The organism is Klenkia sp. PcliD-1-E, from assembly GCF_024124375.1.
Classification (GTDB): Bacteria; Actinomycetota; Actinomycetes; order Mycobacteriales; family Geodermatophilaceae; genus Klenkia.
Genome location: NZ_JAMXRZ010000014.1, coordinates 28,044 through 50,187 on the forward strand (window position 1 = coordinate 28,044; position 22,144 = coordinate 50,187).

21 protein-coding genes are annotated in these 22,144 nt (G+C 74.1%); 10 read left to right on the forward strand and 11 right to left on the reverse strand.

The window, feature by feature from the left end:
* The first annotated feature begins 6 nt into the window (after positions 1 to 6).
* Entirely contained in the window at positions 7 to 2,193 is a 2,187-nt protein-coding gene (locus NH342_RS04835) for an MMPL family transporter (protein WP_253012003.1), read from the forward strand.
* A gap of 81 nt (positions 2,194 to 2,274) precedes the next feature.
* On the opposite strand, the gene NH342_RS04840 is transcribed toward NH342_RS04835, so the two are convergent.
* Positions 2,275 to 2,952 carry a response regulator gene (locus NH342_RS04840; RefSeq protein WP_253012006.1) on the reverse strand — a complete coding sequence of 226 codons (678 nt, stop codon included), beginning with the start codon at positions 2,950 to 2,952 and terminating at the stop codon, positions 2,275 to 2,277.
* A complete protein-coding gene (locus NH342_RS04845) occupies positions 2,949 to 4,553 on the reverse strand; it encodes a sensor histidine kinase (protein WP_253012009.1) in 1,605 nt (534 codons plus the stop codon). Before NH342_RS04845 ends, NH342_RS04840 begins: the two co-directional genes overlap by 4 nt.
* Positions 4,554 to 4,660: 107 nt before the next feature.
* Here NH342_RS04845 and NH342_RS04850 point away from each other — a divergent pair, with 107 nt between their 5' ends.
* A complete protein-coding gene (locus tag NH342_RS04850; RefSeq protein ID WP_253012013.1) occupies positions 4,661 to 6,061 on the forward strand; it encodes a cation:dicarboxylate symporter family transporter in 1,401 nt (466 codons plus the stop codon).
* Positions 6,062 to 6,277: 216 nt separating this feature from the next.
* On the opposite strand, the gene NH342_RS04855 is transcribed toward NH342_RS04850, so the two are convergent.
* The 3 genes from NH342_RS04855 to NH342_RS04865 are packed head-to-tail and all read right to left on the reverse strand — an operon-like array spanning position 6,278 to position 7,443.
* Complete coding sequence (locus tag NH342_RS04855; protein WP_253012015.1) at positions 6,278 to 6,706, reverse strand: TA system VapC family ribonuclease toxin; 429 nt, start codon at positions 6,704 to 6,706, stop codon at positions 6,278 to 6,280.
* Complete coding sequence (locus tag NH342_RS04860) at positions 6,699 to 6,932, reverse strand: hypothetical protein (protein ID WP_253012018.1); 234 nt, start codon at positions 6,930 to 6,932, stop codon at positions 6,699 to 6,701. The genes NH342_RS04855 and NH342_RS04860 overlap by 8 nt, the downstream gene beginning before the upstream one ends.
* A 31-nt stretch (positions 6,933 to 6,963) precedes the next feature.
* On the reverse strand, positions 6,964 to 7,443 hold the full coding sequence (locus NH342_RS04865) for a DUF2000 domain-containing protein (RefSeq protein ID WP_253012022.1): 480 nt from the start codon (positions 7,441 to 7,443) through the stop codon (positions 6,964 to 6,966).
* 78 nt (positions 7,444 to 7,521) lie between these two features.
* On the opposite strand from NH342_RS04865, the gene NH342_RS24080 reads away from it, so the two are divergent.
* A complete protein-coding gene (locus NH342_RS24080) occupies positions 7,522 to 7,983 on the forward strand; it encodes an Lrp/AsnC family transcriptional regulator (RefSeq protein ID WP_253012025.1) in 462 nt (153 codons plus the stop codon).
* A 1-nt stretch (position 7,984) separates the two neighbouring features.
* Here the strand turns inward: NH342_RS24080 and NH342_RS04875 are convergent, their stop codons facing one another.
* Genes NH342_RS04875 through NH342_RS04885 form a run of 3 tightly spaced genes read right to left on the reverse strand, consistent with a single transcriptional unit; the run spans position 7,985 to position 10,280 of the window.
* Complete coding sequence (locus NH342_RS04875) at positions 7,985 to 8,539, reverse strand: hypothetical protein (RefSeq protein WP_253012028.1); 555 nt, start codon at positions 8,537 to 8,539, stop codon at positions 7,985 to 7,987.
* Positions 8,536 to 9,078: an RNA polymerase sigma factor gene (locus tag NH342_RS04880; protein ID WP_253012031.1), complete on the reverse strand. Its 543-nt coding sequence runs from the start codon at positions 9,076 to 9,078 to the stop codon at positions 8,536 to 8,538. The genes NH342_RS04875 and NH342_RS04880 overlap by 4 nt, the downstream gene beginning before the upstream one ends.
* Before the next feature lie 11 nt (positions 9,079 to 9,089).
* Positions 9,090 to 10,280 carry an ATP-binding protein gene (locus tag NH342_RS04885; protein ID WP_253012034.1) on the reverse strand — a complete coding sequence of 397 codons (1,191 nt, stop codon included), beginning with the start codon at positions 10,278 to 10,280 and terminating at the stop codon, positions 9,090 to 9,092.
* A 68-nt stretch (positions 10,281 to 10,348) separates the two neighbouring features.
* Here NH342_RS04885 and NH342_RS04890 point away from each other — a divergent pair, with 68 nt between their 5' ends.
* Positions 10,349 to 10,951 (forward strand): hypothetical protein, encoded by a 603-nt coding sequence (locus NH342_RS04890; RefSeq protein WP_253012037.1) that lies wholly within the window; start codon positions 10,349 to 10,351, stop codon positions 10,949 to 10,951.
* Here NH342_RS04890 and NH342_RS04895 read toward each other — a convergent pair.
* The gene (locus NH342_RS04895; RefSeq protein WP_253012040.1) at positions 10,948 to 11,604 is read right to left on the reverse strand and encodes a TVP38/TMEM64 family protein; all 657 of its coding nucleotides are present in this window, start codon (positions 11,602 to 11,604) and stop codon (positions 10,948 to 10,950) included. The two genes, NH342_RS04890 and NH342_RS04895, sit on opposite strands and share 4 nt — an antisense overlap.
* A gap of 203 nt (positions 11,605 to 11,807) precedes the next feature.
* Between NH342_RS04895 and NH342_RS04900 the strand changes: the two genes are divergently transcribed.
* The 4 genes from NH342_RS04900 (at position 11,808) to NH342_RS04915 (ending at position 14,988) form a co-directional block, all read left to right on the forward strand.
* The gene (locus NH342_RS04900) at positions 11,808 to 12,332 is read left to right on the forward strand and encodes a SigE family RNA polymerase sigma factor (RefSeq protein WP_253012043.1); all 525 of its coding nucleotides are present in this window, start codon (positions 11,808 to 11,810) and stop codon (positions 12,330 to 12,332) included.
* Complete coding sequence (locus tag NH342_RS04905) at positions 12,329 to 13,354, forward strand: hypothetical protein (RefSeq protein ID WP_253012047.1); 1,026 nt, start codon at positions 12,329 to 12,331, stop codon at positions 13,352 to 13,354. Before NH342_RS04900 ends, NH342_RS04905 begins: the two co-directional genes overlap by 4 nt.
* Positions 13,351 to 13,920: a hypothetical protein gene (locus tag NH342_RS04910; RefSeq protein WP_253012050.1), complete on the forward strand. Its 570-nt coding sequence runs from the start codon at positions 13,351 to 13,353 to the stop codon at positions 13,918 to 13,920. The genes NH342_RS04905 and NH342_RS04910 overlap by 4 nt, the downstream gene beginning before the upstream one ends.
* 147 nt (positions 13,921 to 14,067) lie before the next feature.
* Positions 14,068 to 14,988 (forward strand): AEC family transporter, encoded by a 921-nt coding sequence (locus NH342_RS04915; RefSeq protein ID WP_253012053.1) that lies wholly within the window; start codon positions 14,068 to 14,070, stop codon positions 14,986 to 14,988.
* On the opposite strand, the gene NH342_RS04920 is transcribed toward NH342_RS04915, so the two are convergent.
* Entirely contained in the window at positions 14,985 to 15,809 is an 825-nt protein-coding gene (locus NH342_RS04920) for an alpha/beta hydrolase (protein WP_253012056.1), read from the reverse strand. The two genes, NH342_RS04915 and NH342_RS04920, sit on opposite strands and share 4 nt — an antisense overlap.
* Positions 15,810 to 15,860: 51 nt before the next feature.
* Complete coding sequence (locus NH342_RS04925) at positions 15,861 to 17,093, reverse strand: ATP-binding protein (protein ID WP_253012059.1); 1,233 nt, start codon at positions 17,091 to 17,093, stop codon at positions 15,861 to 15,863.
* Between the two features lie 121 nt (positions 17,094 to 17,214).
* Between NH342_RS04925 and NH342_RS04930 the strand changes: the two genes are divergently transcribed.
* Both NH342_RS04930 and NH342_RS04935 read left to right on the forward strand, forming a co-directional pair.
* Complete coding sequence (locus tag NH342_RS04930; RefSeq protein ID WP_253012062.1) at positions 17,215 to 17,601, forward strand: phage holin family protein; 387 nt, start codon at positions 17,215 to 17,217, stop codon at positions 17,599 to 17,601.
* A gap of 54 nt (positions 17,602 to 17,655) precedes the next feature.
* Positions 17,656 to 22,144: NAD-glutamate dehydrogenase (locus tag NH342_RS04935; RefSeq protein ID WP_253012065.1), on the forward strand; the 4,489-nt coding region annotated here is incomplete at its 3' end.

Below are 22,144 nucleotides of genomic sequence, written 5' to 3' on the forward strand. Positions count from 1 at the left end.
AGCGTCGTGCCCGAGAACACCCCCACCCGCCGCCGGCTGCGGTGGCTGCTGCCCGCACTCCTCGTGGTCGGCTGGCTGGCCCTGTCCGGCGTGGCCGGCCCGTACAGCGGCAAGCTGTCGGAGGTCCAGAGCAACGACCAGAGCGAGTTCCTGCCCGGGTCCGCGGAGTCCCAGCGGGTGGCCGAGCTGTCGGCCGGGTTCAGCGACTCCGACTCCTTCCCCGCCTTCCTGCTGGTGGAGTCCGGCAGCCCGCTCACCCAGGACCAGCTCGCCGCCTTCAGCACGTTCGCGCAGTCCGTGCCGGGCATCGAGGTCGCCGACGGCCGCACGGTCGCCGACTTCCTGGTGCCCGGGCCGATCCCGGTGATCCCGAGCGAGGACGGCGAGGCCGCGCTCGCCCTGGTCTCCTTCGACGCCGGCGAGCTGTCCGCGCAGCTGCCCGACGGCGAGAGCCCGATCACCGTGGCCGTGCAGCAGATCCGCGACGCCGAGCCCGACCTGTCCGGCGCCACCGTCTACGTCGCCGGGCCGGCCGCCACGACCGCCGACCTGGTCAGCGCCTTCGGCGGCATCGACGGCACCCTGCTGCTGGTGGCCGGGATCGCCGTGCTGGTCATCCTGCTGGTGGTCTACCGGTCCCCCGTGCTGCCGTTCTTCGTGCTCATCACCGCCGGGTTCGCCCTCACCACCGCGAGCCTGGTGGTCTACCTGCTGGCCGACGCCGGCGTCGTCACCCTCGACGGCCAGGGCCAGGGCATCCTGTCGATCCTGGTGGTGGGTGCGGCCACCGACTACTCGCTGCTGCTGGTCGCCCGCTACCGCGAGGAGCTGCGCCGGCACGACGACCGGTTCGACGCCATGCGCCGGGCCTGGCGGCAGACGCTGGAGCCGGTGCTGGCCAGCGCGTCCACCGTCGTCCTCGGCCTGCTCTGCCTGCTGCTCGCCGACATCGGCCCCACCCGCGGGCTGGGACCGGTGACCGCGGTCGGGATCGTCGCCGCGGTGCTCGCGGCGCTGACCTTCCTCCCCGCGCTGCTGGTCCTCCCCGGCCGGACGTCGCGGGGCGAGCACGGCCGCTGGATCTTCTGGCCCGCGGTGCCGCACGTGGGGTCGCAGGGTCCGGAGTCCACCGGTGTCTGGGCCAAGGTGTCCGGTCTGGTCGGCCGCCGTCCGGTCGCCGTGGGCGTGCTCAGCGCGCTGTTCCTGCTGGTGCTGGCCGCCTTCTCCCCCACGCTGCCGAGCGACGGCGTCTCGCAGAGCGACACGTTCCTGGACCGCGTGGAGTCCGTGGTCGGCGGCGAGGCGCTGGCCCGGCACTTCCCCGCCGGGGCGGGCTCACCCACCCTGGTCGTGGCGCCGCAGGCCGACCTGGCCGCCGTCACCAGCACGGTGGAGGGCGCCGACGGGGTCTCCGCCGTGCAGCCCGCCCTCGACCAGGCCACCGGCCAGCCGAAGGTCGTCGACGGCCTGGTGCAGCTGCAGGTCACCCTCGACGACCCGGCCGACTCCCCCGCCGCCGAGGACGCCGTCGCCGCCCTGCGCACCGACCTGGACGCGGTGTCGCCGGACGTGCTGGTCGGCGGGACGACGGCCCAGGCGCTGGACGTCAAGGACATCTCGACCGCCGACCGCGACCGGATCATCCCGGTGATCCTGCTGGTGGTGTTCGTCGTGCTGGCCGTGCTGCTGCGCTCGCTGGTCGCCCCGCTGCTGCTGCTGGTCTGCAACGTGCTGTCCTTCGCGGCCACGTTGGGTGCCGCGGCGCTGGTCTTCGACCACGTGCTCGACCTGCCCGGCGGCGACCCCACCGTGCCGCTGTACGCCTTCGTGTTCCTGGTCGCGCTGGGGATCGACTACTCGATCTTCCTGATGACGCGGGTGCGGGAGGAGTCGCTGCACCACGGCACCCGGGCGGGCGTGCTGACCGGGCTGTCGGTCACCGGCGGCGTCATCACCAGCGCGGGGATCGTGCTGGCCGCGACCTTCGCGGCGCTGGGCGTGCTGCCTATCCTCTTCCTGCTGCAGATCGCCTTCCTGGTCGCGTTCGGCGTCCTGCTGGACACCTTCGTCGTCCGCTCGCTGCTCGTCCCGGCCGCGGTGCTGCTGATCGGCCGGAAGGTCTGGTGGCCCAGCAAGCTGGCGAAGCCGGAGCCCACCCCCTCCGAGGCCCCCGCCCTCGCGTCCGCGGGTTGATCATGGGGTTGTGCCCGCCGGCGCGCGGACCTGCAGCGCGCCGGCCGGCAACAACCCCATGATCACGACCGGTGGGGCGGGTCAGGCCTGCCAGCGGTACTCGAGCTCGGGGCGGCCCGCGCCGCCGTACCTCGGCTGGCGGCTGACCAGGCCTGCGTCGGCCAGGTGCTCCAGGTAGCGGCGCGCGGTGATCCGGGACGCGCCGATGACCTCGGCGGCCTCCCCGGCGCTGACCCCGTCGCCCGCCCGGACGGCGGCGACCACGGCGTCGAGGGTCTCCCGGCCCATGCCCTTGGGCAGCGGTGCGGGACGGGCCGGGCGGACGTGCTCCAGCGCCCGGTCCACGGCGTCCTGGCCGGTCACGTCGCCCTCGGCGCGCAGCACCGCGCGGTGCTGCGCGTAGACGGTCAGCCGCTCGCGCAGTGCCGCCCCGGTGAAGGGCTTGAGCAGGTAGCCGACCACCCCGTGCGCAGCGGCGGCGCGGACCGTGGCCAGCTCCCGCGCCGACGTCACCGCCAGCACGTCGACGTCCCGGCCGGCCGCCCGCAGCCGGCGCAGCAGCTCCGTGCCGTGCGTGTCGGGCAGGTTCATGTCCAGCAGCACCAGGTCGACCCCGGTCCGCCCCAGTGCCTCCCACGCCGCCCGGCCGGTGCCGGCGACGCCCACGCAGCGGAAACCGGGGGTGCGGTCCACGTGCAGCCGGTGCGCCTCGCCGGCCACCGGCTCGTCCTCGACCACCAGCACGGCCAGCTCGCTCACGGCGCCACCGTCGCGCGCACCGGCAGGGAGACGGCGAACTCCGCGCCCGGCCCGGGCCGCACCGTCACCGTGCCGCCGTTGCGCTTCACCGCCTGCGCGACCAGCGCCAGGCCGAGGCCCTGGCCGGTGCTCTTCGTCGTCCACCCGCGACGGAAGACCTGCTCGGGGTCGTCGACACCGGGGCCGGTGTCCTCCACCCGCAGCTCGAGCCGGCCGTCGGTCTGCCAGAGCGCCAGGTGCACCTCGCGGGGCGGGTCACCGGCCAGCGCCGCGTCGATCGCGTTGTCCAGCAGGTTGCCCACGATCGTCACGAGGTCACCGCCGGGGATGCCCGTCGCGCCGACCGTGGTGGCCGGGTCGATCTCCAGGGTGACCCCGCGTTCGTGCGCCGTGGCCGCCTTGCCCAGCAGCAGCGCGGCCAGCACCGGCTCCTCCACCGCCGCCACCACCCGGTCGGTGAGCCGCTGGGCCACGGCGAGCTCCGCGGTGGCGAACTCGACGGCCTCCTCGGTGCGGCCGAGCTCCACCAGGGACACCGTGGTGTGCAGCCGGTTGGCCGCCTCGTGGGCCTGCGAGCGCAGCGACTCGGCGAAGGCGCGCACGCTGTCCAGCTCGCCGGTGAGGGCCTGCAGGTCGGTGTGGTCGCGCAGGGTGACCACGGCGCCGACCGACCGGCCCTTCGGGGTGGCCGGCATCTGGCTGACCACCAGCACCCGGTCGCCGCTGACGTGCACCTCGTCGACGGCCAGCCGTTGCTGGGAGAGGGTGCCGGCCAGCTCGGGGGACAGCCCCAGCTCGGTGACGTGCCTGCCGGTGACGTCGCCGTCCAGGCCCAGCAGCCGGCGGGCCTCGTCGTTGACCAGCTGCACGCACCGGTCGCCGTCCAGCAGCAGCAGGCCCTCCCGGACGGCGTGCAGCACCGCGTCGTAGTACTCCAGCATGCGGGCCAGCGGCTGCGCGCCCAGGCCGTGGGTCTGCCGGCGCAGCCGGCGGCTGATCAGCCAGCTGCCCAGCGCCCCCACGGCGAGGACGGCGGCCGCGACCCCCAGCACGCCGGGCAGCGCGGCGGCGACGTCGTCCCCGATCGCCGAGACGGTGATGCCCACGCTGACCAGCGCGACCACGTCGGTGCCGCTGCCGGTGGCGAAGATCGGGGCGACCGCGCGCACCGAGGGGCCCAGCGTGCCGGTGTAGGTCTCGGTGAACGTCCCGCCCCGCAGCGCCTGGTCGATGTTGCCCACGAAGGGCTTGCCGATCTGCGCGGGGTCGGGGTGGGTGAAGCGCGTGCGGTCGGGTGCCATCACCGTGATGAAGGACGTCGCGGTGTCGGCGCGGACCTGCTCGACGTAGGGCTGCAGGACGGCGGTCGGGTCGGGCTCCACCACGGCCTGCCGCACCAGCGGGGAGTCCGCGATCGTCTCGGCGATGCTGCGCGCCTGGTTGGCCGCCCGGTCCTCCACCGCCCCGCGGGCGTCGACGACGGCGAACCACCCGAGCGCCACGACGACGACCACCAGCACCAGTGCCTGCAGGCCCAGCAGCTGGCGGGCCAGGCTGCCGCGCTCGCGACGGCTGCGGGCCAGCACGGCGGGGATGCGCACGGGGGAAGTGTGCACGCAATGAACGCAACGGTGACCCGGGTCACGCGCACCGGCACGGTGACGACGTCGCCGCTCCCGGCGGCCCCGCCGACTCCACAGGAGCAGTCATGGCCAGCACCACCGACGCCGCCACCGCGCCGCGGCAGAAGCGCGACAAGACCCACTGGCTCTACATCGCGGTCATCGTCGCCGTCCTCGCCGGCATCGTCGTCGGCCTGGTCTTCCCCGACTTCGGCAAGGAGCTGAAGTGGCTGGGGACGCTGTTCGTCAACCTGATCAAGATGATCATCGCGCCGGTCATCTTCTGCACGATCGTGCTGGGCATCGGGGCGATCCGGAAGGCCGCGCAGGTGGGCCGGATCGGCGGGCTGGCGCTGGGCTACTTCATCGCGATGTCGACCGTGGCGCTGTTCATCGGCCTGCTGGTCGGCAACGTGCTGCACCCGGGTGACGGCCTGCAGCTGACCGACGAGGTGCGCGGCGCCGGCGCCGACCTGGTCAGCCAGTCGGCCGAGGGTGCGCCCGAGGGCACCACCGGCTTCCTGCTCAGCCTCATCCCGACCACCCTGCTGTCCTCGCTGACCAGCGGTTCGGTGCTGCAGGCCCTGCTCGTCGCACTGCTGGTGGGCTTCGCGCTGCAGGCCATGGGCAAGGCGGGCCAGCCGATCCTGACCGGCATCGGCCACCTGCAGAAGCTCGTCTTCCGCATCCTCGCGATGATCATGTGGGTCGCCCCGATCGGTGCCTTCGGCGCCATCGCCGCGGTCGTCGGCGCCACCGGCGTCCAGGCGCTGAAGAGCCTGGGCATCCTGATGCTCGGCTTCTACCTGACCTGCGCCCTCTTCGTCTTCCTCTTCCTCGGCACGATCCTGCGGGTCGTCGTCGGCATCAACGTCTTCTCGTTCCTGAAGTACCTGGGCCGGGAGTACCTGCTGATCGTCTCCTCGTCCTCCTCGGAGACCGCGCTGCCCCGCCTGATCGCCAAGATGGAGCACATCGGCGTCAGCAAGCCGGTCGCCGGGATCGTCGTGCCGACCGGGTACTCCTTCAACCTCGACGGCACCGCGATCTACCTGACGATGGCCTCGCTGTTCATCGCCGAGGCCCTCGGCGACCCGCTGAGCGTCGCCGAGCAGATCGGCCTGCTGGTCTTCATGGTCGTCGCCTCGAAGGGTGCGGCCGGTGTCTCCGGTGCCGGTCTGGCCACCCTGGCCGGCGGCCTGCAGAGCCACCGCCCCGAGCTGCTCGACGGCGTGGGCCTGATCGTCGGCATCGACCGGTTCATGAGCGAGGCCCGCGCGGTCACCAACTTCTCGGGCAACGCGATCGCCACCATGCTCGTCGCGACCTGGACCAAGGAGCTGGACCGGGAGCAGATGCAGGCCGTGCTCGCCGGGCAGCGGCCCTTCGACGAGACCACGATGCTCGACGACGGTCACGCGGCCCCCGCGGTCGAGGACGCCGGCGACCAGCGCCGCGAGCTCGCCGGGGCAGCCACCACCCGCTGACCCCGTCCCCCGGGACGCCGACGCCCGCACCTCCTCGACGAGGTGCGGGCGTCGTGCTGTCCGCGCCCGCCCCCCGCCGCCCCCGCCCCCGCCCGGCGTGGATCAGGTGGGACGACGACCGTGCATCCTCCGCCGTCGACGTCGGTGGCGGAGGATGCACGCTGCTCGTCGGAGCTGATCCACGCCGGTGCGGGGACGTGGAACGGGGCGGTGTCGTCAGAGGACGGTGACGAGGTGACGGTCGGCCTCGGCGAGGGCGCCCGGGATGCGGCGGTCGAGGGTGACCAGGACGCAGTCGTGCCGGGCCGCCAGGCCGACGAGGTGAAGGTCGATCACCTGCCGGTGCCCAGCCAGGCCGATGAGGTCGACCCCGGTGGTGGACAGGCTCGTGTCGTCGGGGAGGAACGTGGCCCGGTCGTCGGCGCGCACACCGCGCAGGATGTCGAGCGCCTGACCGGCTGACACGTCCTGGCCGGTCACGGTCCGGTTCATCAGCAGGCGGACGAGAGCGGTCTCGGCCAGCGGCGTGGTCGCGAACCAGCGGGTACCGGCGAACCAGCTGTGGGCGCGGTCGTGGTGCTGGTGCGCCGGGTTGGTCAGGGCGAGCAGGACGTCCACGTCGGGCAGCGCAGCGCCCTCAGGCATCGTCGGCCAGGGCGGCTTCGACCATCTCATCGGTGATCACGTGACCGGCGACCGGGGGGAGCACCGGGAAACCTGCGGCGGCCTGGATCCTGCGCCCGGACTCCGCGGCCTCGTGGCCCTGCAGTGCCAGGTCGGAGACCGCGCGGCCGATGCTGATGCCCTGCGTCCGGGCGCGGCTGCGCGCCAGCGCCAGGACGCGGTCGTCGATGTCGAGCGTGGTGCGCACGCCACCAGCATCACGCATCACGCCTCACACATCACGACCCGCCGAGCAGGCCCAGCCGCTTGGTGAGGGCGGCGACGCGGTTGCGGGGGCCGACGATGCTGACCGCCCGGCAGGCCAGGTCCTCACCGGCGGTGCCGGCCAGCTCGGCGAGGTACTCGTCGTAGACCCGGTGCGTCTGGGCGGCCCGGGGCATGTCCACGACCAGGACGCCGGGCGACCCCACCGCCTTCGCGCGGACCGCGGCCAGCTCGTGCGCCGACGCGGTCAGCACGCTGCACCCCGCCCAGGGCAGCCCCGGGTGGTGGGCACCGTCGGCGTCCGGCCCGCCGTGGGCGAGCAGGTGGTCGACGGCGGCGCCGGTGGCCGCGGCGGTGCAGGCGACGGCGTTGACCATCTCCCCGGCCGGCACCCCGGCGTCCACGACCACCACCCACTTCAGCCGTGCGCTGCGGGTGGGCTCGGCCGTCACGACCTCGTCGGCGGTGAAGGCGGGTACGTCGTACGTCGTCATGGCCCCACGCTAGGCACATCCACGACGTCAGCGGTCCGATGTCGAACTTCGTTCGGGGACGCCCGGGATGATGGCGCGGTGGACGAACTCGATGCGGCGATCCTGCGCTCCCTCCAGTCCGATGCGCGGCGCAGCAACCGCGACGTCGCGGCCGACGTGGGCGTCGCACCCTCGACCGCGCTGGAGCGGACGCGGGCCCTGCGCGACCGGGGCGTCATCCGCGGCGCCACGCTCGACGTCGACCTGGCCGCGATCGGCCGGCCGGTGCAGGCACTCATCGCGATCCGGGTGAGGCCGCCCTCCCGGCGGGCGATCGAGGCGTTCCGCGACTGGGTGCAGGGCCTGCCCGAGACCATCGGCCTGTTCGTCACCACCGGCACCGAGGACTTCCTGGTGCACGTGGCCGTCGCCGACAACGAGGCGCTCTACGCCTTCGTGATCGACCGGCTGACCCAGCGGCCCGAGGTCGCCGACGTCCGCACCAGCGTGGTCTACGAGCACCTGCGCCGCCCGCCCCGCATCGAGGCGGGCCGCCGGTAGGTCAGCCGCCGAAGGCCTGGTCGAACAGCGCGCGCAGCTCGGGTGAGTCCGGACCGCTGCCGCTGCAGGAGCCGATCGTGCCGTCGTCGGCGGTCAGCAGGTAGGTCCGGCCCTGCTCGAAGGTGATCGGGGCGCCGTCGACCACGCTGCCGTCGCCCTGGGCGACCTCCACGGTGCCGCCCACGTCGCCGGCGAACCGCTGCACCGTCTCCAGCGTGACGACGCCGCCCGAGATGGCGGTGACCCGGCCGGCGAACGCGACGTCGCTGCCGGCCAGCAGCTCGGGGGTCAGCGCGGCACAGCTGGCCGAGACGTCGGGCGGGGCCAGCGCGAGGGTCGTCGTCCCTCCGTCCTGGTCCGTCAGGGCCAGCGCTGCTCCGCCGACCACGACGGCCGCCGCCGCGGCCAGCAGCAGGGCACGAGGACGGCGGGTCGGTGCGGCGGTGCTGGTCACGGTGTCCTCCAGGAGCTGGTCCAGCCGCTCGGGCGCGAGCGGGGGCAGGTCGGGGAGGGGGTCGGCGGCCCGCAGCCGGGCCATCAGGTCGTCGTCGGTCATGCCCTCCCCTTCCCTCGTCCGGTCCTGTCCGGCTCGGGGTCCTGCCTTTCCAGTGCCTCCCGCAGCCGCCCGCGGGCCCGGTGCAGCCGGATGGCCACCGCGTTGGGCGTGATGCCCAGCAACTGGGCGAGCTGGTCGCTGGACAGACCGTCCCAGGCCTGCAGCCGCAGCAGCTCGGCGTCGGCGTCTTTCAGCGTGCGCAGTGCGGCGCGGACACGGGCGGCGTCGTCCAGGGCTCCGGCGACGTCCTCGGTGGGGTCGGGTTCAGGCGCCCCGGGCCCGATCCGGGTGAGGAGCCGGTGCTGCCGCCGGCGGCTGCGCTCGGCGTTGGCCAGGCACAGCCGGGCCACCCCGATCGCCCACGGCAGCGGGTCGGCGGGGACGTCGGCCGCCCGCCGCCACAGCACCAGCAGCACCTCGCCGAGCGCGTCGTCGGCGGTCGCGGCGTCGGTGCGGCGGTGCAGGTACCGGCGCACCGGCTCCACGACGGCCCGCGCCACCGCCTCGAACTCCTCCACGCCCCCCTCTGTCCGGGACACGCGAGGACCTTTCAGTCCGGCTGGCGCAGCAGGTAGCGGCCGAAGTGCGGCACGGTGAAGGCGATCTGCCCGCGCTCGGCGCTGTAGACCAGGCCCTTCTTGATCAGCGAGTCCCGCGCCGGGGACAGCGAGGCCGGTTTGCGGCCCAGCGACACCGCGACGTCCGAGGTGCTCACCGCCGAGCCGGTCGGGCCGCCGAGGTCGGCCATGGCGTGCATGTACTCCCGCTCGGCCGGCGTGGCCCGGTCGTAGCGGGACCCGAAGAACCCGACGGCCAGCTCGGCCTCGGCGGCCGGGGCGGCGACGGCGACGTCGTCGGCGGTGATCGGGCTCGTGGCGGCGAGGTCCCAGGTGACCTTGCCGTAGGCCTGCACGAAGTAGGGGTAGCCGTCGGCGGCGGCGTAGAGCGCGTCCAGCGCCTCGGTCGTGTACTCGACGTCCTCCCGCTCGGCCGGGCCGACCAGTGCCCGGTCGGCGGCGGCCCGGTCCAACCGGTCGATGCGCAGGTACCGGAACAGCCGCTCCGAGTAGGACTTCGACGCCGACAGGACGGCGGGCAGGTGCGGCAGACCCGCGCCGACGACGATCAGCGGGGCGCCCTGCTGGGACAGCTCGTGGCAGGCGGCGCAGATGGCGCTGACGTCGTCGGGCTGCACGTCCTGCATCTCGTCGATGAACAGCGCGATGCCCTTGCCGGTGTCCGCGGCGACCCCCGCGGCGTCGGAGAGCAGCTCGACCAGGTCGATCTCCATGTCGCCGGTGTCGGCCCGACCGGTGGCGGCCGGCGCGTCGATGCCGGGCTGCCACCGGTCGCGCAGCTTGGCGTCGGCCGGCTGGTACTGCGCGAACGCCTTGACCACGCCGAGGACGTCGGCCACCGCCTCGGCGTTGCCGTGCCGTGGCCCCAGCTCGCGCAGCGCCATGTGCAGTGCGCTGGCCACCGGGCGGCGCAGCGACTGGTCGGGGCGGGCCTCGATCTTGCCGGTGCCCCACCCGCGGGCGATCGCCGCCGAGCGCAGGTGGTTGAGCAGCACCGTCTTGCCCACCCCGCGCAGCCCGGTGAGCACCAGCGACCGCTCCGGCCGGCCGTGCGCGATCCGCTCCAGCACCACGTCGAAGGCGCCCAGCTCGGTGTCCCGGCCGGCGAGCTCCGGCGGGCGCTGGCCCGCGCCGGGGGCGTAGGGGTTCCGCACGGGATCCATGTCGGGCACCGTATTCCGCTCTCTAGCCCGGGACGTAGAAGCGCGTAGAACGGGGTAGCGCGTGTCGCGTGCGGGTGCGCTACGACGGCTGGATCCTCGGGACCGGGACGACCTCGGGCACCCGGCTGGTGGTGGGCCACTGGCCCCGCTCCCCGCTCGGCCCGGTCTCCGACGTGATGGTCGAGCGGCCCGACGGTCACCGGCTGCTGCTGGCGCAGACCGCCGAGCTGGCGGACTTCGTCGCCGCCACCTACACCTTCGACGAGGTCCGGGTCGTGCCGGTGGCGGTGGGCCGGGCCGCGGAGCACTGGGTGGTGCACGCCGGGCCGCTCGCACTGCGGGTGACCGCCGGTCGCCGTCCGGCCCTGGGCCGGGTGCTGCGGACCGTTCCGTCACCACTGGCCCGCACCCCGGCCTGGGTCGGGCTGCTCGACCCGATCGCCCGGCTGGCCGGGATGCGCACCCGCGGGAGCGCGGGGAACGGGCGCACCGAGTGGTACGGCGTGCAGGACCTGCACCTGCTGCGAGCGGCCGCGGCCAGCTGGGATGGCGCCGACCTCGGCGGCCTGGCCCCGGTACGGCCACCGGTGCGCTTCGGGTTCGGGTCGGTCCCGCCGACGCCGTCCGTCGTCCGGGTGACGACGACGATCGCCTCGTCTACGGCTGTCTAGCGCTCGACCGAGACCGGCGTAGACCGTCGTCGACGCCACCAGCGCAGGCCGAGGACCGCCAGCACGACCACCGCCGGGCCGATCGTGATGGCCAGGCCCCACTCCCCCAGCCCGCCGGCGACCGAGCCGACCGCCACGTTGAACACCGCCCCCGGCAGCAGGCCGACGAAGGTCGCGGCCAGGTACACCGGCAGCCGGACGCCGGACAGCCCGCCCGCGTAGTTGACCAGGAAGAACGGCAGCACCGGGGTCAGCCGGGCCAGCAGGACGGCGGTGAAACCGCGATCCATCGCCAGCTGGTCGGCCCGCTGCAGCCGCGGCCCGGCCAGCCGGAGCACGGTGTCCCGGCCCAGCGCCCGGCCCAGGCCGAAGCCCATCAGCGCACCGAGCAGCGCGCCGACCACCGTGGCCAGCAGGCCGGGCCAGAAGCCGAGCAGGATGCCGGTGAGCAGCGCCAGCGCGGTCCGCGGGATCGGCGCGAGGACGGCGACGGCGGTGCCGCCGGCGATCGCGGCCCACCCCAGCGCCCCGGCGCCGGCCACCCGGTCGCGCAGCTGGTCGACGGTGGGCAGGTCGGTGGTCATCGCGACGACGGCGCCGGTCACCAGGATCGCCAGCAGCAGGACCGCGCGCACCGCCTCGCCCCTGCTCACCCGCGCCACGCCACGAGTGTCCCGAACGGCCGCGGCGCACCGTCCATCGACGGTGATCGATCACTCCGGGCGCGGAATGGTCGATGAGCGTCGATCGATGGTGAGCCGGAGCTGCCGTGACCTGATCGTGACCCCGCTGGTGTCGGGTGCAGGGACCGGTCGCGGCGTCTACCGGGTGTGCGGACCACGACGGGGAGCAGCGGGTGAGGGACGACGGGTTCACCGACTTCGTCGTCGAGGTCGAGGGGCCGCTGCTGCGGACGGCGTACCTGCTCACCGGCGACCACGGCCACGCCGAGGACCTGGTGCAGACCACGCTGGTCAAGGCGCACCGGCACTGGGCGAGGGTGCAGCGCGCGGACTCCCCATTGGCCTACGTCCGCCGCATCCTCGTCACCTCGCACGTCAGCTGGCGGCGCCGGATGTCGACGTCGGAGCAGGTCATCGAGACCGTCCCCGACCGGGCCGGTGACGACCTGCAGGACCGGTTGGCCACCACCGACCTGGTCCGCGCCGCGCTGCGGGAGCTGTCGCCGAAGGTGCGCGCGGTCGTCGTCCTGCGCTGGTTCGAGGACCTGACCGAGGCCGAGACCGCGCGGGTGCTCGGCTGCTCGACCAGCACGGTCAGCACGCACGCCGCCCGCGGGCTGGCCACCCTGCGGCGGCACCTGGACGCCACGGCCGCCGCCGACCCCGACACCTCGATCTACGTCCGGAGGCCCTCGTGAGCACCGATGTCCGCACCCTGCTGCACGACCTCGCCACCGAGGCCCCCCGCGGCCGCGGCGAGGAGACCGCCGACCTGGTCGTCGACCTGCACCGCGCCCAGGACCGCCGCCGGCTGCGGTGGGCCGGGGTGGCCGCCGCGATCGCGGTCGTCGTGGCCGTCGTCCCCGCGCTGGTGGACCGCTCGGGGTCCGGCGACGCCACGGCGGTCGCGTCCGGCGGGACGGCGGAGGTGGCCAGCCTGTTCGACGCCCCCACCCGCGGATCCCTCGCCGACGACCCCGAGGCCGTGGCCACGGCGCTGGGCGCGAGCTGGGAGACCGGCATCGCGGGCATCGGAGCGGGCCAGATCCTCGACCCGCTGACCGAGAACCGGCACGTGGCCTTCGTGGGCGAGGTCCGCGGCGGCCAGGTGTGGGCGCTGGTCATGGGCCGCACCAGCGGTCAGCTCGCCTACGCCTGGTTCGTGGACACCGAGCCGACCGACGGTCTCGCGCTGCAGCTGGCCGGGGTGCCCACCCGGACCACCGCCGCGGCACCGGTCGGACTGCTCGACGTCGCCGGCGGGTCGGGGTACCTGGTGGTGGTCGCCCGGCCCGGTGACCAGGTCCGCTACAGCCCGGCCGTGACCAGCCTGTTCACCCCGGACACCTCGGGCTTCGAGGACCTGCCGTCCACCGACGGGGTGGTGCAGACCGGGGTCGAGCTCCCGCCGAGCGGCGTCCAGGCGGCCCCCGGCATCAGTGCCGTCGGGGAGGAGGGCGAGGTCCCGGCGCGCTGGGTCGACAGCTTCGACTCCTCGGGTCCCTTCGGGCCGTCGGGCTGGACCCGGGTGGAGAGCTCGGACCTGCCCAGCGACCCCTCCTACGGCCCGCTCATCCAGCGGTGCATGGTCGAGGCCGGCTGGGGTGTGAGCGTGTCGGTCAACGGGTCGCTCAGCTTCGACGGGCTGCTGACCGCGGACTCGGCGGAGTCGTTCCGGGCCGACCTCGACCGCTGCGAGACGTCCACGGGGTACCGGTGAGCGAGCTCGCCTCGGTCGTCGCGGCCCGGCAGCTGGTCGCCGAGGCCCGCGACCGTCCGGTCCCGCTCCCCCGCCGGCGGCGTGCCCGCCGCATCCGGACGGCACTGCTGGCCGCCGGCGCGCTCGGCTCGGCGGGGTGCAGTGCCGGGGACACCGTGTGCCCGGCCGTCGGCCACGGCAGCGTCCTCGTCGTCGAGCTGTCCGCCGACTGGCCGCCCGTCCCCGGCCGCACGGTCGAGCTGGACTGCGACCCGGCCTGCCCGCCTCCGGTCCTGCTGCTCGACGCACCCACCAGCGGCCCGTTCCCCGGCATGCCCGGTACGCCGGCCGTCCCGCCGCCGACGACCCCCCCACCCGCGCCGGCCGACCCGGTGCTCGACCTCGACGACGACGGTCGCGCGCAGCTGGGCCTGCACGGCGAGCGACCGGAGGTGGTCACGGCGCGGGTGCGGCAGGACGGTGCGGTGGTCGCCGAGGTGACCGTGCGACCGGAGTTCGTGCGGGTGGACGGCACCGCGGAGTGCGGCGGCAACACCAAGGCGCGGATCGTCGTGCCCGCGCCCTGAGCCCGCAGCCGGCGCCCGATCCCCGGCAGCCGCCCGTCGATCGACGCTGGTCGATCAGTCGTGCCGCGGACTGGTCGATGAGCGTCGATCGACGATGGCCCGCGACGTCTCCACGGGGACGCGGGGGCCGCCCCGCAGAATGCAGCCGTGGCGGGGGTGCTGACCGGGTTCGTGGTCATCGGCGTGGTGATCGCCGTCGGCTACCTCGCCGCCCGCCGCGGCATCCTGCCCGAGGGCGCCCAGCTGGTGCTGGCCCAGACCTCCTTCCGGGTCGCCACCCCGGCGCTGCTGTTCACCACGCTGACCGCCGCCGACCTCGGCCAGGTCTTCTCCGGCACGCTCTGGATCACCTCGGCCGCCGCCCTCGCCGTCGCCGCGGTGGTCGTGGTCACCGGGGTGGTGCGCCGCTGGGGCACGGGCCCGACGACGATCGCCGCCATCTCCGCCGGCATGGTCAACTCGGCCAACCTGGGCATCCCGATCGCCGTCCACGTGCTCGGCGACGCCACCCTCGTCGCCCCGCTGCTGCTGTTCCAGCTGGTCGTCCTGGTTCCGGCCGCCGTCGTCGCGCTGGACCTGTCCGGGCCCGCCGACGGCACCGCGCGCTGGGTCCGGCTCACCGCACCGTTCCGCAACCCGGTGCTGCTGGCCTCGGTGGCCGGGCTGGTGGTCGGCGCCGCGGGCTGGCGGGTGCCCGACCTGGTGCTCGACCCGCTGGACCTGCTGGCCTCCCTCGCCGTCCCGGCCGTGCTGCTGGCCTACGGCATCTCGCTGCGCGGTGCCCCGGTCCCCGGACGCGGACCCGAGCGCCGGGCGGTGCTGGTGCTGAGCGCGCTCAAGCTGCTCGTCATGCCGGGCCTCGCGTGGGCGCTGGCCGCGGCGGTGGGCATCGGCGGCACCGGGCTGTTCGTCGTCGTCGTCCTCTCGGCGCTGCCGACGGCGCAGAACGTCTACACCTACGCGGTCGCCTACGGCACCGGCCAGCGGCTGGCGCAGCAGACGGTCACCGTCACCACCGCCGGGTCGATCCCGGTGCTGCTGGTGGTCGCAGCGCTGCTCGGGCCCTAGCGGTGCGCGTCCAGCCAGCCGACGACGTCGTCGAGGACCTGCTCCTGCTCGGGCTCGTTGTGCGCCTCGTGGCACAGCCCCGGGTAGACGGTGTGCGTGACGTCGGAGCTCGCCGTCCCGGTGGCGACCAGCTCGCTGGCCGCCGGGGGCACCAGCCGGTCGGCGCCGCCGTGGAGGACCAGCAGCGGCAGGGTGAGCCGGCGCAGCCGGTCGGGCATCGCGGCCACCGCGGTGACCATCTCGGCGCCGGTGCGGGCCCGGACCTTGCCCATCCGGTTCAGCGGGTCGGCGCGGTAGGCGGCCACCACGGCGGGGTCGCGGCTGACCGCCTCGGCGTCCAGCTGGAGGGTGCCCAGGTCGGGCAGCAGCCGGCCCAGCACCGGCGCGACGAGCTGCACCACCCTGTTCGCCGAGGACAGGTCGAGCGCGGCGGCCGACAGCACCCCGCCCCGCACCGGCACCGACGGCGCGCCGGTCAGGTACTGCGCGGCCACCAGCCCACCCATCGAGTGGCCGTAGACGAACAGCGGGATGCCGGGGTGCGCCGCGGCGGCCAGCTGCGCGGTCTCGTCGACCCCCGCGACGGTGCCGGCCAGCGAGCCGATGTTGCCCCGGCTGCCCGGGGAACGGCCGTGGCCCGGGTGGTCCGGGGCCCAGGTGGCGTAGCCGGACCGGGCCAGCCGCTGCGCGACGTGGGCGTACCGGCCGGCGTGCTCGTGCAGCCCGTGCACCAGGACGACCACCCCGACGACGTCGCCCTCCGGCGTCCAGGTCTGCCGGTACTGCCCGGTCGAGAGGTGCCCGTCGGTGTGCGTCGTCACAGCGCGGAGGCTAGCCCGCTGGGTGATCGAACACAGGAGGACCTGGACAACTCACTCCAGGTTGGGCCAGTCGCTGGTGAGATAAGCCTCGATGGCCCGATGTCGGAAGCGATAGGGCTTGCCGCGCTGCACTATTCCGCGAACCGTGTCGAGTCGCTGCGATGTCGGGCCGGCGTCCGTCGTCTTCTCGAATCCGGCCTTCTTGGCAATCCTGGTCAGTGTTCGCTCCTGCGGAGCCAGTTCCGCCATGGCCTGGATGAGCTGCCTCTCCCGCTTGGGGAGACGCCCCAAAATTCTCTCGACGTGCGCGGCTGCCTCGCGATGCGCTGCTCGCCACCCTGCTCGTACCTGCGTTTCGGTGATGAGGTTCTCGGACCCGGCGTTCCACGCCTGTTGCCCGGCGAGTTGAAAGAGGAACGGCTCGCCTCGGCAGAGGTCGACGAGCTCCGCCACTGCCGCCTGGGTCATGTGCACGGAGGCCATGGCTCCTTGCGTGCCAGCGATCTCCCAACCGGGCGCGACGAATTCCTGCAAGGCGAGCACCAGGTCGTCCTGATCAATAGCTTCCAGGATGGTGGTCTTGAACCGGCGAGCGAACGTAGCGCCCTTCCGCGCTCCTGCTCGGTCCTCGAACTCGGGCAAGCCAGTGAGGTAGACGGCGATCGGCAATGACCGCTCCATCGGCACACCCCCGGGGGTGCTCACGATGAACTGGTGTGAGAGCGCGTCTCCGAGTGCGATGAGTAGTTGGGACAGTGCTTTCTCGTCAGTGATGTTCTGGATCTCGTCGATGTGGACCAGGCACACCACACGCTGGTCGACGGCGGCGCGGCCGATCTCGATCAGTAGTTCCGTGAGGACCGTGTGGGGCTCGGGCCCGCTTGTGTCGCGCAGAGTTACTGAGATGCCCGTCGCGGCTATCGCCTGCACCCGACCGAAGAGCTCGGCGATCCGCTTCTCCCGGCGAGATGCCAACCCGGCTGCATGGGCAAGGTCCAGCAGGGCGGTGGCGACGAGCTTGAAGGGGTCCGACCCGGCTGGCACGCGGACCTGCGGCGTGACCCAGTCGCCCTCGCCCTCGGCCTCGGCTGCAATGCGTCGCACCAGAGATGACTTGCCAAGGCCCGGCTCGCCGAGAATGGTCCGTCCGCGGTCGGGCAGACCCGCCATCAACCGTGGCCGCAGGGCGCCTCGCCAGTCCTGGAGTTCAAGTGTGCGACCAGCCCACACCCGTGGCACGACGTCGGAGCCGGGGTGAAAAGGATTGTTCACCGGGGTGCGCACGTTGATAAGTTTATCAGCGGTACGTCAAGCGGGAGCGGCTGACCAACTATGCATTGATCTTGCATCACTGCTAGAGACCGGTAGAGGCGCCGATGCAGCCGGGCGGACCTAGGGTGCTGCCGTGTCCACCGTCGTGAGGTTCGCGCTCCGCGTCGTCGTCCTGGCCGTGATCATCTACGTGGTCACCCGGCTGGTCAGCGGCATCACCGTCGTCGGCAACCCCGAGGGCGCGTTCGGCGTCACCGGGACCTTCCTCTGGGTCGCCCTGCTGTTCGCGGTCGTCAACACGATCATCGGGCCGGTGGTGCGGCTGCTGTCGCTGCCCTTCGTCGTCCTCACGCTCGGGTTGTTCCTCCTGGTGGTCAACGCCGCGCTGCTCGGCATCACCGCGGCGATCAGCGACCGGCTGCAGGTCGACGGCTTCTGGACGGCGGTCGTCGGCGGCTTCCTCATCGCCGTCTTCAGCTGGATCGCCGAGCTGCTGCTGCCGCTGAAGGTCAAGGCCTGACACACCGGCGCCCTCGGATGACGTCTGGGACGTCTGCCCACTAGCGTCGGGGGCATGGCACGGCCCGGGACCGCACACCCACCCACCGCGACCCCGGAGCCGGACACCAGCCGCCCGGCCGACCTGGCCGCGCTGGAGGCCGCCCGCACCGAGAAGGCCCAGCTGCTGGACCTCGCCGGGGAGTCCCTGTCGAACGACGAGGTGCCCGACTTGCCGGCCGGCCTGACCGACGACGACGTCCCCGCCGTCGTGCACTCCTACTTCCGCGGCGAGCCCGCCGCGGAAGTCGTCGGCCACGACCCGAGCTCGCTGGCCCGCCTCGCCCTGGACCACCTGGCGCTGGCCGCCACCCGGCCGCAGGGTGCCGCGCTGGTCGCCGTCGACCGCACGCAGGGCGGCGCCTCCGTGCTGCGCGTCGTCACCGACGACATGCCGTTCCTGGTCGACTCGGTCACCGCCGAGGTGGTGCGGCAGAAGGTGGTCCTGGACCACGTGGTGCACCCGGTGGTCAGCGTCCGCCGCGACGTCACCGGCACGCTGCTGCAGTTCTGCGACGGCAAGGACGCCCCCGACGCCATCGCCGAGTCCTGGATCGCCGTGGTGCTCGCCGGCACCATCGACGACGAGGCCGCCGACGACCTGGTCCGGGGCCTGCGCACCGTGCTCGCCGACGTCCGCGGCGTGCACGAGGACGCCGGCAAGCTGCGTGACCGCGCGCTGGACCTCGCGCACTTCCTGGACGAGGAGCCCTGGGACCCGACCGACCCGGCCGACGCCGCGCTCGGGGACCCGCACGAGGCCGCGGCGCTGCTGCGCTGGATGGCCGAGGGGAACTTCGTGTTCCTGGGCGCCCGCGACGTCGACCTGGTCGACGAGCACGGGGCCCCGGCGATCACCGCCGTCCCCGGCACCGGGCTGGGGGTGCTGCGCAGCGACGCCGACATGAGCACCCCCGTCGTCCCGGTCGGCGCTGCGGCCCGCGACGTGGTGGGCCGGCGGGTGGTGGTCACCAAGGCCGACGTCCGCTCCACCGTGCACCGGCCGGCCTGGCTGGACGTCGTCGCGGTCACCCTGCCCGGTCCGCAGGGCACCCGCGGCCGCCAGCACCGCATCGTCGGCCTCTTCCCCACCGGCGCCTACACCGCCAGCGTCACCGACGTTCCCCTGGTGCGCCGCACCGCCGCGCAGGTGCTGGAGCGCTCGGGCGTCGAGCCGGACAGCCACACCGGCAAGGAGCTGCTCGACGTCCTGGAGACCTACCCCCGCGACGAGCTGCTGCAGGTCGACGTCGACGAGCTGCTCCCGGTCGCGCTGGCCGTGCTGCACCTGCGCGAGCGCCGACAGACCCGGCTGTTCCTGCGCCGCGACCCCTTCGGCCGGTTCTTCTCCGCGCTGGTCTACCTGCCCCGCGACCGGTACACCACCGAGGTCCGGCTGGCGATGCAGCAGATTCTGCTGACCAGCCTGGGCGGGTCCTCCATCGAGTACACCGCCCGCTCCACCGAGTCGGTGCTGGCCCGGCTGCACTTCGTCGTCCGGGTGCAGACCGGCCGCGGCGTCGCCGCGCTGCCCGACGTCGACGTCCCCGAGCTGGAGCGCCAGCTGGCCGCCGCGGCCCGCAGCTGGACCGACGACCTCACCGACGTCCTCGCCGACGAGTACGGGGCGGACGCCGAGCGCCGGCTCGCCCAGGTCGCCGACGCCTTCCCCCCGGCCTACCAGGCCGACTTCCCGGCCTCCACCGCCGTCGCCGACCTCGACCGGCTGGACTCCCTCGAGCCCGGGGAGCTGTCGCTGCGGCTGTGGACCCCCCGCGACGCCGCCCCGGGCGAGCGCCGGCTGACCGTGTTCCGGGTCGGGGAGCGGCTGCTGCTGTCGCAGGTGCTCCCCGTGCTGCAGCACCTGGGGGTCGACGTCGTCGACGAGCGGCCCTACGAGATCGACCGGATCGGCTCCCCGCTGGCGTGGGTCTACGACTTCGGCCTGGCCACGCCGACCAGCGACCTCCCGGCCCTGGACACCCTCCCCCGCCGGTTCACCGACGCGATCTCCGCGGTCTGGCGCGGGGACGCCGAGGACGACGGGCTGGGCGCGCTGGTGCTGGTCGCCGGGCTGACCTGGCAGCAGGTCGCCGTCGTCCGGGCCTACGTGCAGTGGCTGCGGCAGGGCGGGCTGCCCTTCTCCGCGGGCTACGTGGAGTCGGTGCTGGCCGGGCACCCCGACGTCGTCTCCGGCGTCGTGGACCTCTTCGCCGTCCGGTTCGACCCCCGGCAGACCGGTGACCGCGACGCCCAGCAGCAGGAGCTGGTGCAGCGGCTCACCGACCGGATCGGCGCCGTGGACTCCCTGGACGCCGACCGGGTGCTCACCGCGCTGCTGGCCGCGGTCCGCGCCACCCAGCGGACCACCGCCTACACCGCCGGCGCGTTCACCGACGGCACCCCGCTGGCCATCAAGCTCGACCCGCACGCCGTCCCCGACCTGCCCGAGCCGCGCCCGGCCCGGGAGGTGTGGGTGTCCTCGCCGCGGGTGACCGGCGTGCACCTGCGCTTCGGCGCGGTCGCCCGCGGCGGGCTGCGGTGGAGCGACCGGCGCGAGGACCTGCGCACCGAGATCCTCGGCCTGGTCAAGGCGCAGACGGTGAAGAACACCGTCATCGTCCCGACCGGCGCCAAGGGCGGGTTCGTGCTGCTGCGCCCGCCGGCCGACCGCGATGCGTGGCTGGCCGAGGGCAAGGCGTGCTACCGGCTGTTCATCGGCGCCCTGCTGTCGCTGACCGACAACCTGGTCGACGGCCGGGTCGTGCCCGCCGAGGGCGTGGTGCGGCACGACGGCGACGACACCTACCTCGTCGTCGCCGCCGACAAGGGGACGGCGACCTTCTCCGACCTGGCCAACTCCGTCGCGGTCGAGCGCGGTTTCTGGCTGGGCGACGCGTTCGCCTCGGGCGGGTCGGTCGGCTACGACCACAAGGCCATGGGCATCACCGCCCGCGGCGCCTGGGAGTCGGTCACCCGGCACTTCCGCGAGCTCGGCGTCGACACGCAGAGCCAGGAGATCACCGTCGTCGGCGTCGGCGACATGAGCGGCGACGTGTTCGGCAACGGCATGCTGCTGTCCGAGCACCTGCGGCTGGTGGCCGCCTTCGACCACCGGCACGTCTTCGTCGACCCCACCCCCGACGCCGCCACCGGGTTCGCCGAGCGGACGCGGCTGTTCCAGCTGCCCCGCTCCAGCTGGGCCGACTACGACCCGATGCTGATCAGCGCCGGCGGCGGGGTGTGGCCGCGGACGGCCAAGTCGGTGCCGGTCAGCGAGCCGATGCGCGCGGCCCTCGGGCTGGACGAGGGCGTGGACCACCTCACCCCGGCCGAGCTGGTCCGCGCGGTGCTGCTGGCCCCGGTCGACCTGTTGTTCAACGGAGGCATCGGCACCTACGTCAAGGCCACCACCGAGAGCCACCTGGACGTCGGGGACAAGGCCAACGACGCGGTCCGCGTCAACGGCGAGCAGCTGCGCGTGCGGGTGGTCGGCGAGGGCGGCAACCTCGGACTCACCCAGCGCGGCCGGGTCGAGTACGCGCTGGCCGGCGGGCGGGTGAACACCGACGCCATCGACAACTCCGCCGGCGTCGACACCTCCGACCACGAGGTCAACATCAAGATCGCGCTGAACGCGGTGCAGCTGTCGCCCGACGAGCGGGCGGCGCTGCTCGCCTCGATGACCGACGAGGTCGCCGAGCAGGTGCTCACCGACAACTACGCGCAGAACGCCACGCTGGCCGCCGAGGTCACCAGTGCCCGCAGCCTGCTCGACGCGCACACCCGGTTCATGCGGTCCCTGGAGCGCTCGGGCCGGCTGGACCGGGTGGTCGAGGCGCTGCCCGACGGCCGGGCGCTGTCGGAGCGGCGCCGCGACGGGCAGGCGCTGACCTCACCGGAGCTGTCGGTGCTGCTGGCCTACGCCAAGCTCGAGGCCGACGACGCGGTGCTGCACTCCACGCTGCCCGACGACCCGGCGCTGGGCCGGCTGCTCACCGACTACGTGCCCACCGCGCTGCGCGAGTCGTTCCCCGACGCGGTCGAGCGGCACCCCCTGCGCCGGGAGATCATCGCCACCGCGCTGGTCAACCGGGCGGTCAACGTGGCCGGGGTGACCGGGCTGTTCCGCCTCGGCGAGGAGACCGGCGCGCCGCTGGTCGCCGTCGTCCGGGCGCACGCGGTGGCCCGCGCGGTGTTCGACGTCGACCGGCTGTGGGACGCCGCCCGCCCGCTGGACAACCGGGTGCCGGCGGCCGTGCAGGTGCAACTGCGCACCGAGGCCACCCGGCTGGCCGAGCGGGCGACCCGGTGGCTGCTGCGGCAGCCGGAGCTCGCCGCGGAGCCGGCGCCGTCGATCGCGACGCTGACCGCCCGGTTCGCCGGTCCGGTGGCCGCGGTGGTCGCCGGCCAGACCGAGTGGCTGCTCGGAGCCGACGCCGATGCCTACGCCGAGCGGGCCGCCGGGTTCCGGTCGGCCGGGGTGCCGGCCGAGCTCGCCGCGG

What these genes read in the sequence shown, in the direction of transcription:
- NH342_RS04850 (WP_253012013.1), top strand. Translation starts at nt 4,661, where the DNA reads ATGGCCAGCACCACCGACGCCGCCACCGCGCCGCGGCAGAAGCGCGAC.
- NH342_RS04855 (WP_253012015.1), bottom strand. Translation starts at nt 6,706, where the DNA reads ATGCCTGAGGGCGCTGCGCTGCCCGACGTGGACGTCCTGCTCGCCCTG.
- NH342_RS04865 (WP_253012022.1), bottom strand. Translation starts at nt 7,443, where the DNA reads ATGACGACGTACGACGTACCCGCCTTCACCGCCGACGAGGTCGTGACG.
- NH342_RS04875 (WP_253012028.1), bottom strand. Translation starts at nt 8,539, where the DNA reads ATGACCGACGACGACCTGATGGCCCGGCTGCGGGCCGCCGACCCCCTC.
- NH342_RS04885 (WP_253012034.1), bottom strand. Translation starts at nt 10,280, where the DNA reads ATGGATCCCGTGCGGAACCCCTACGCCCCCGGCGCGGGCCAGCGCCCG.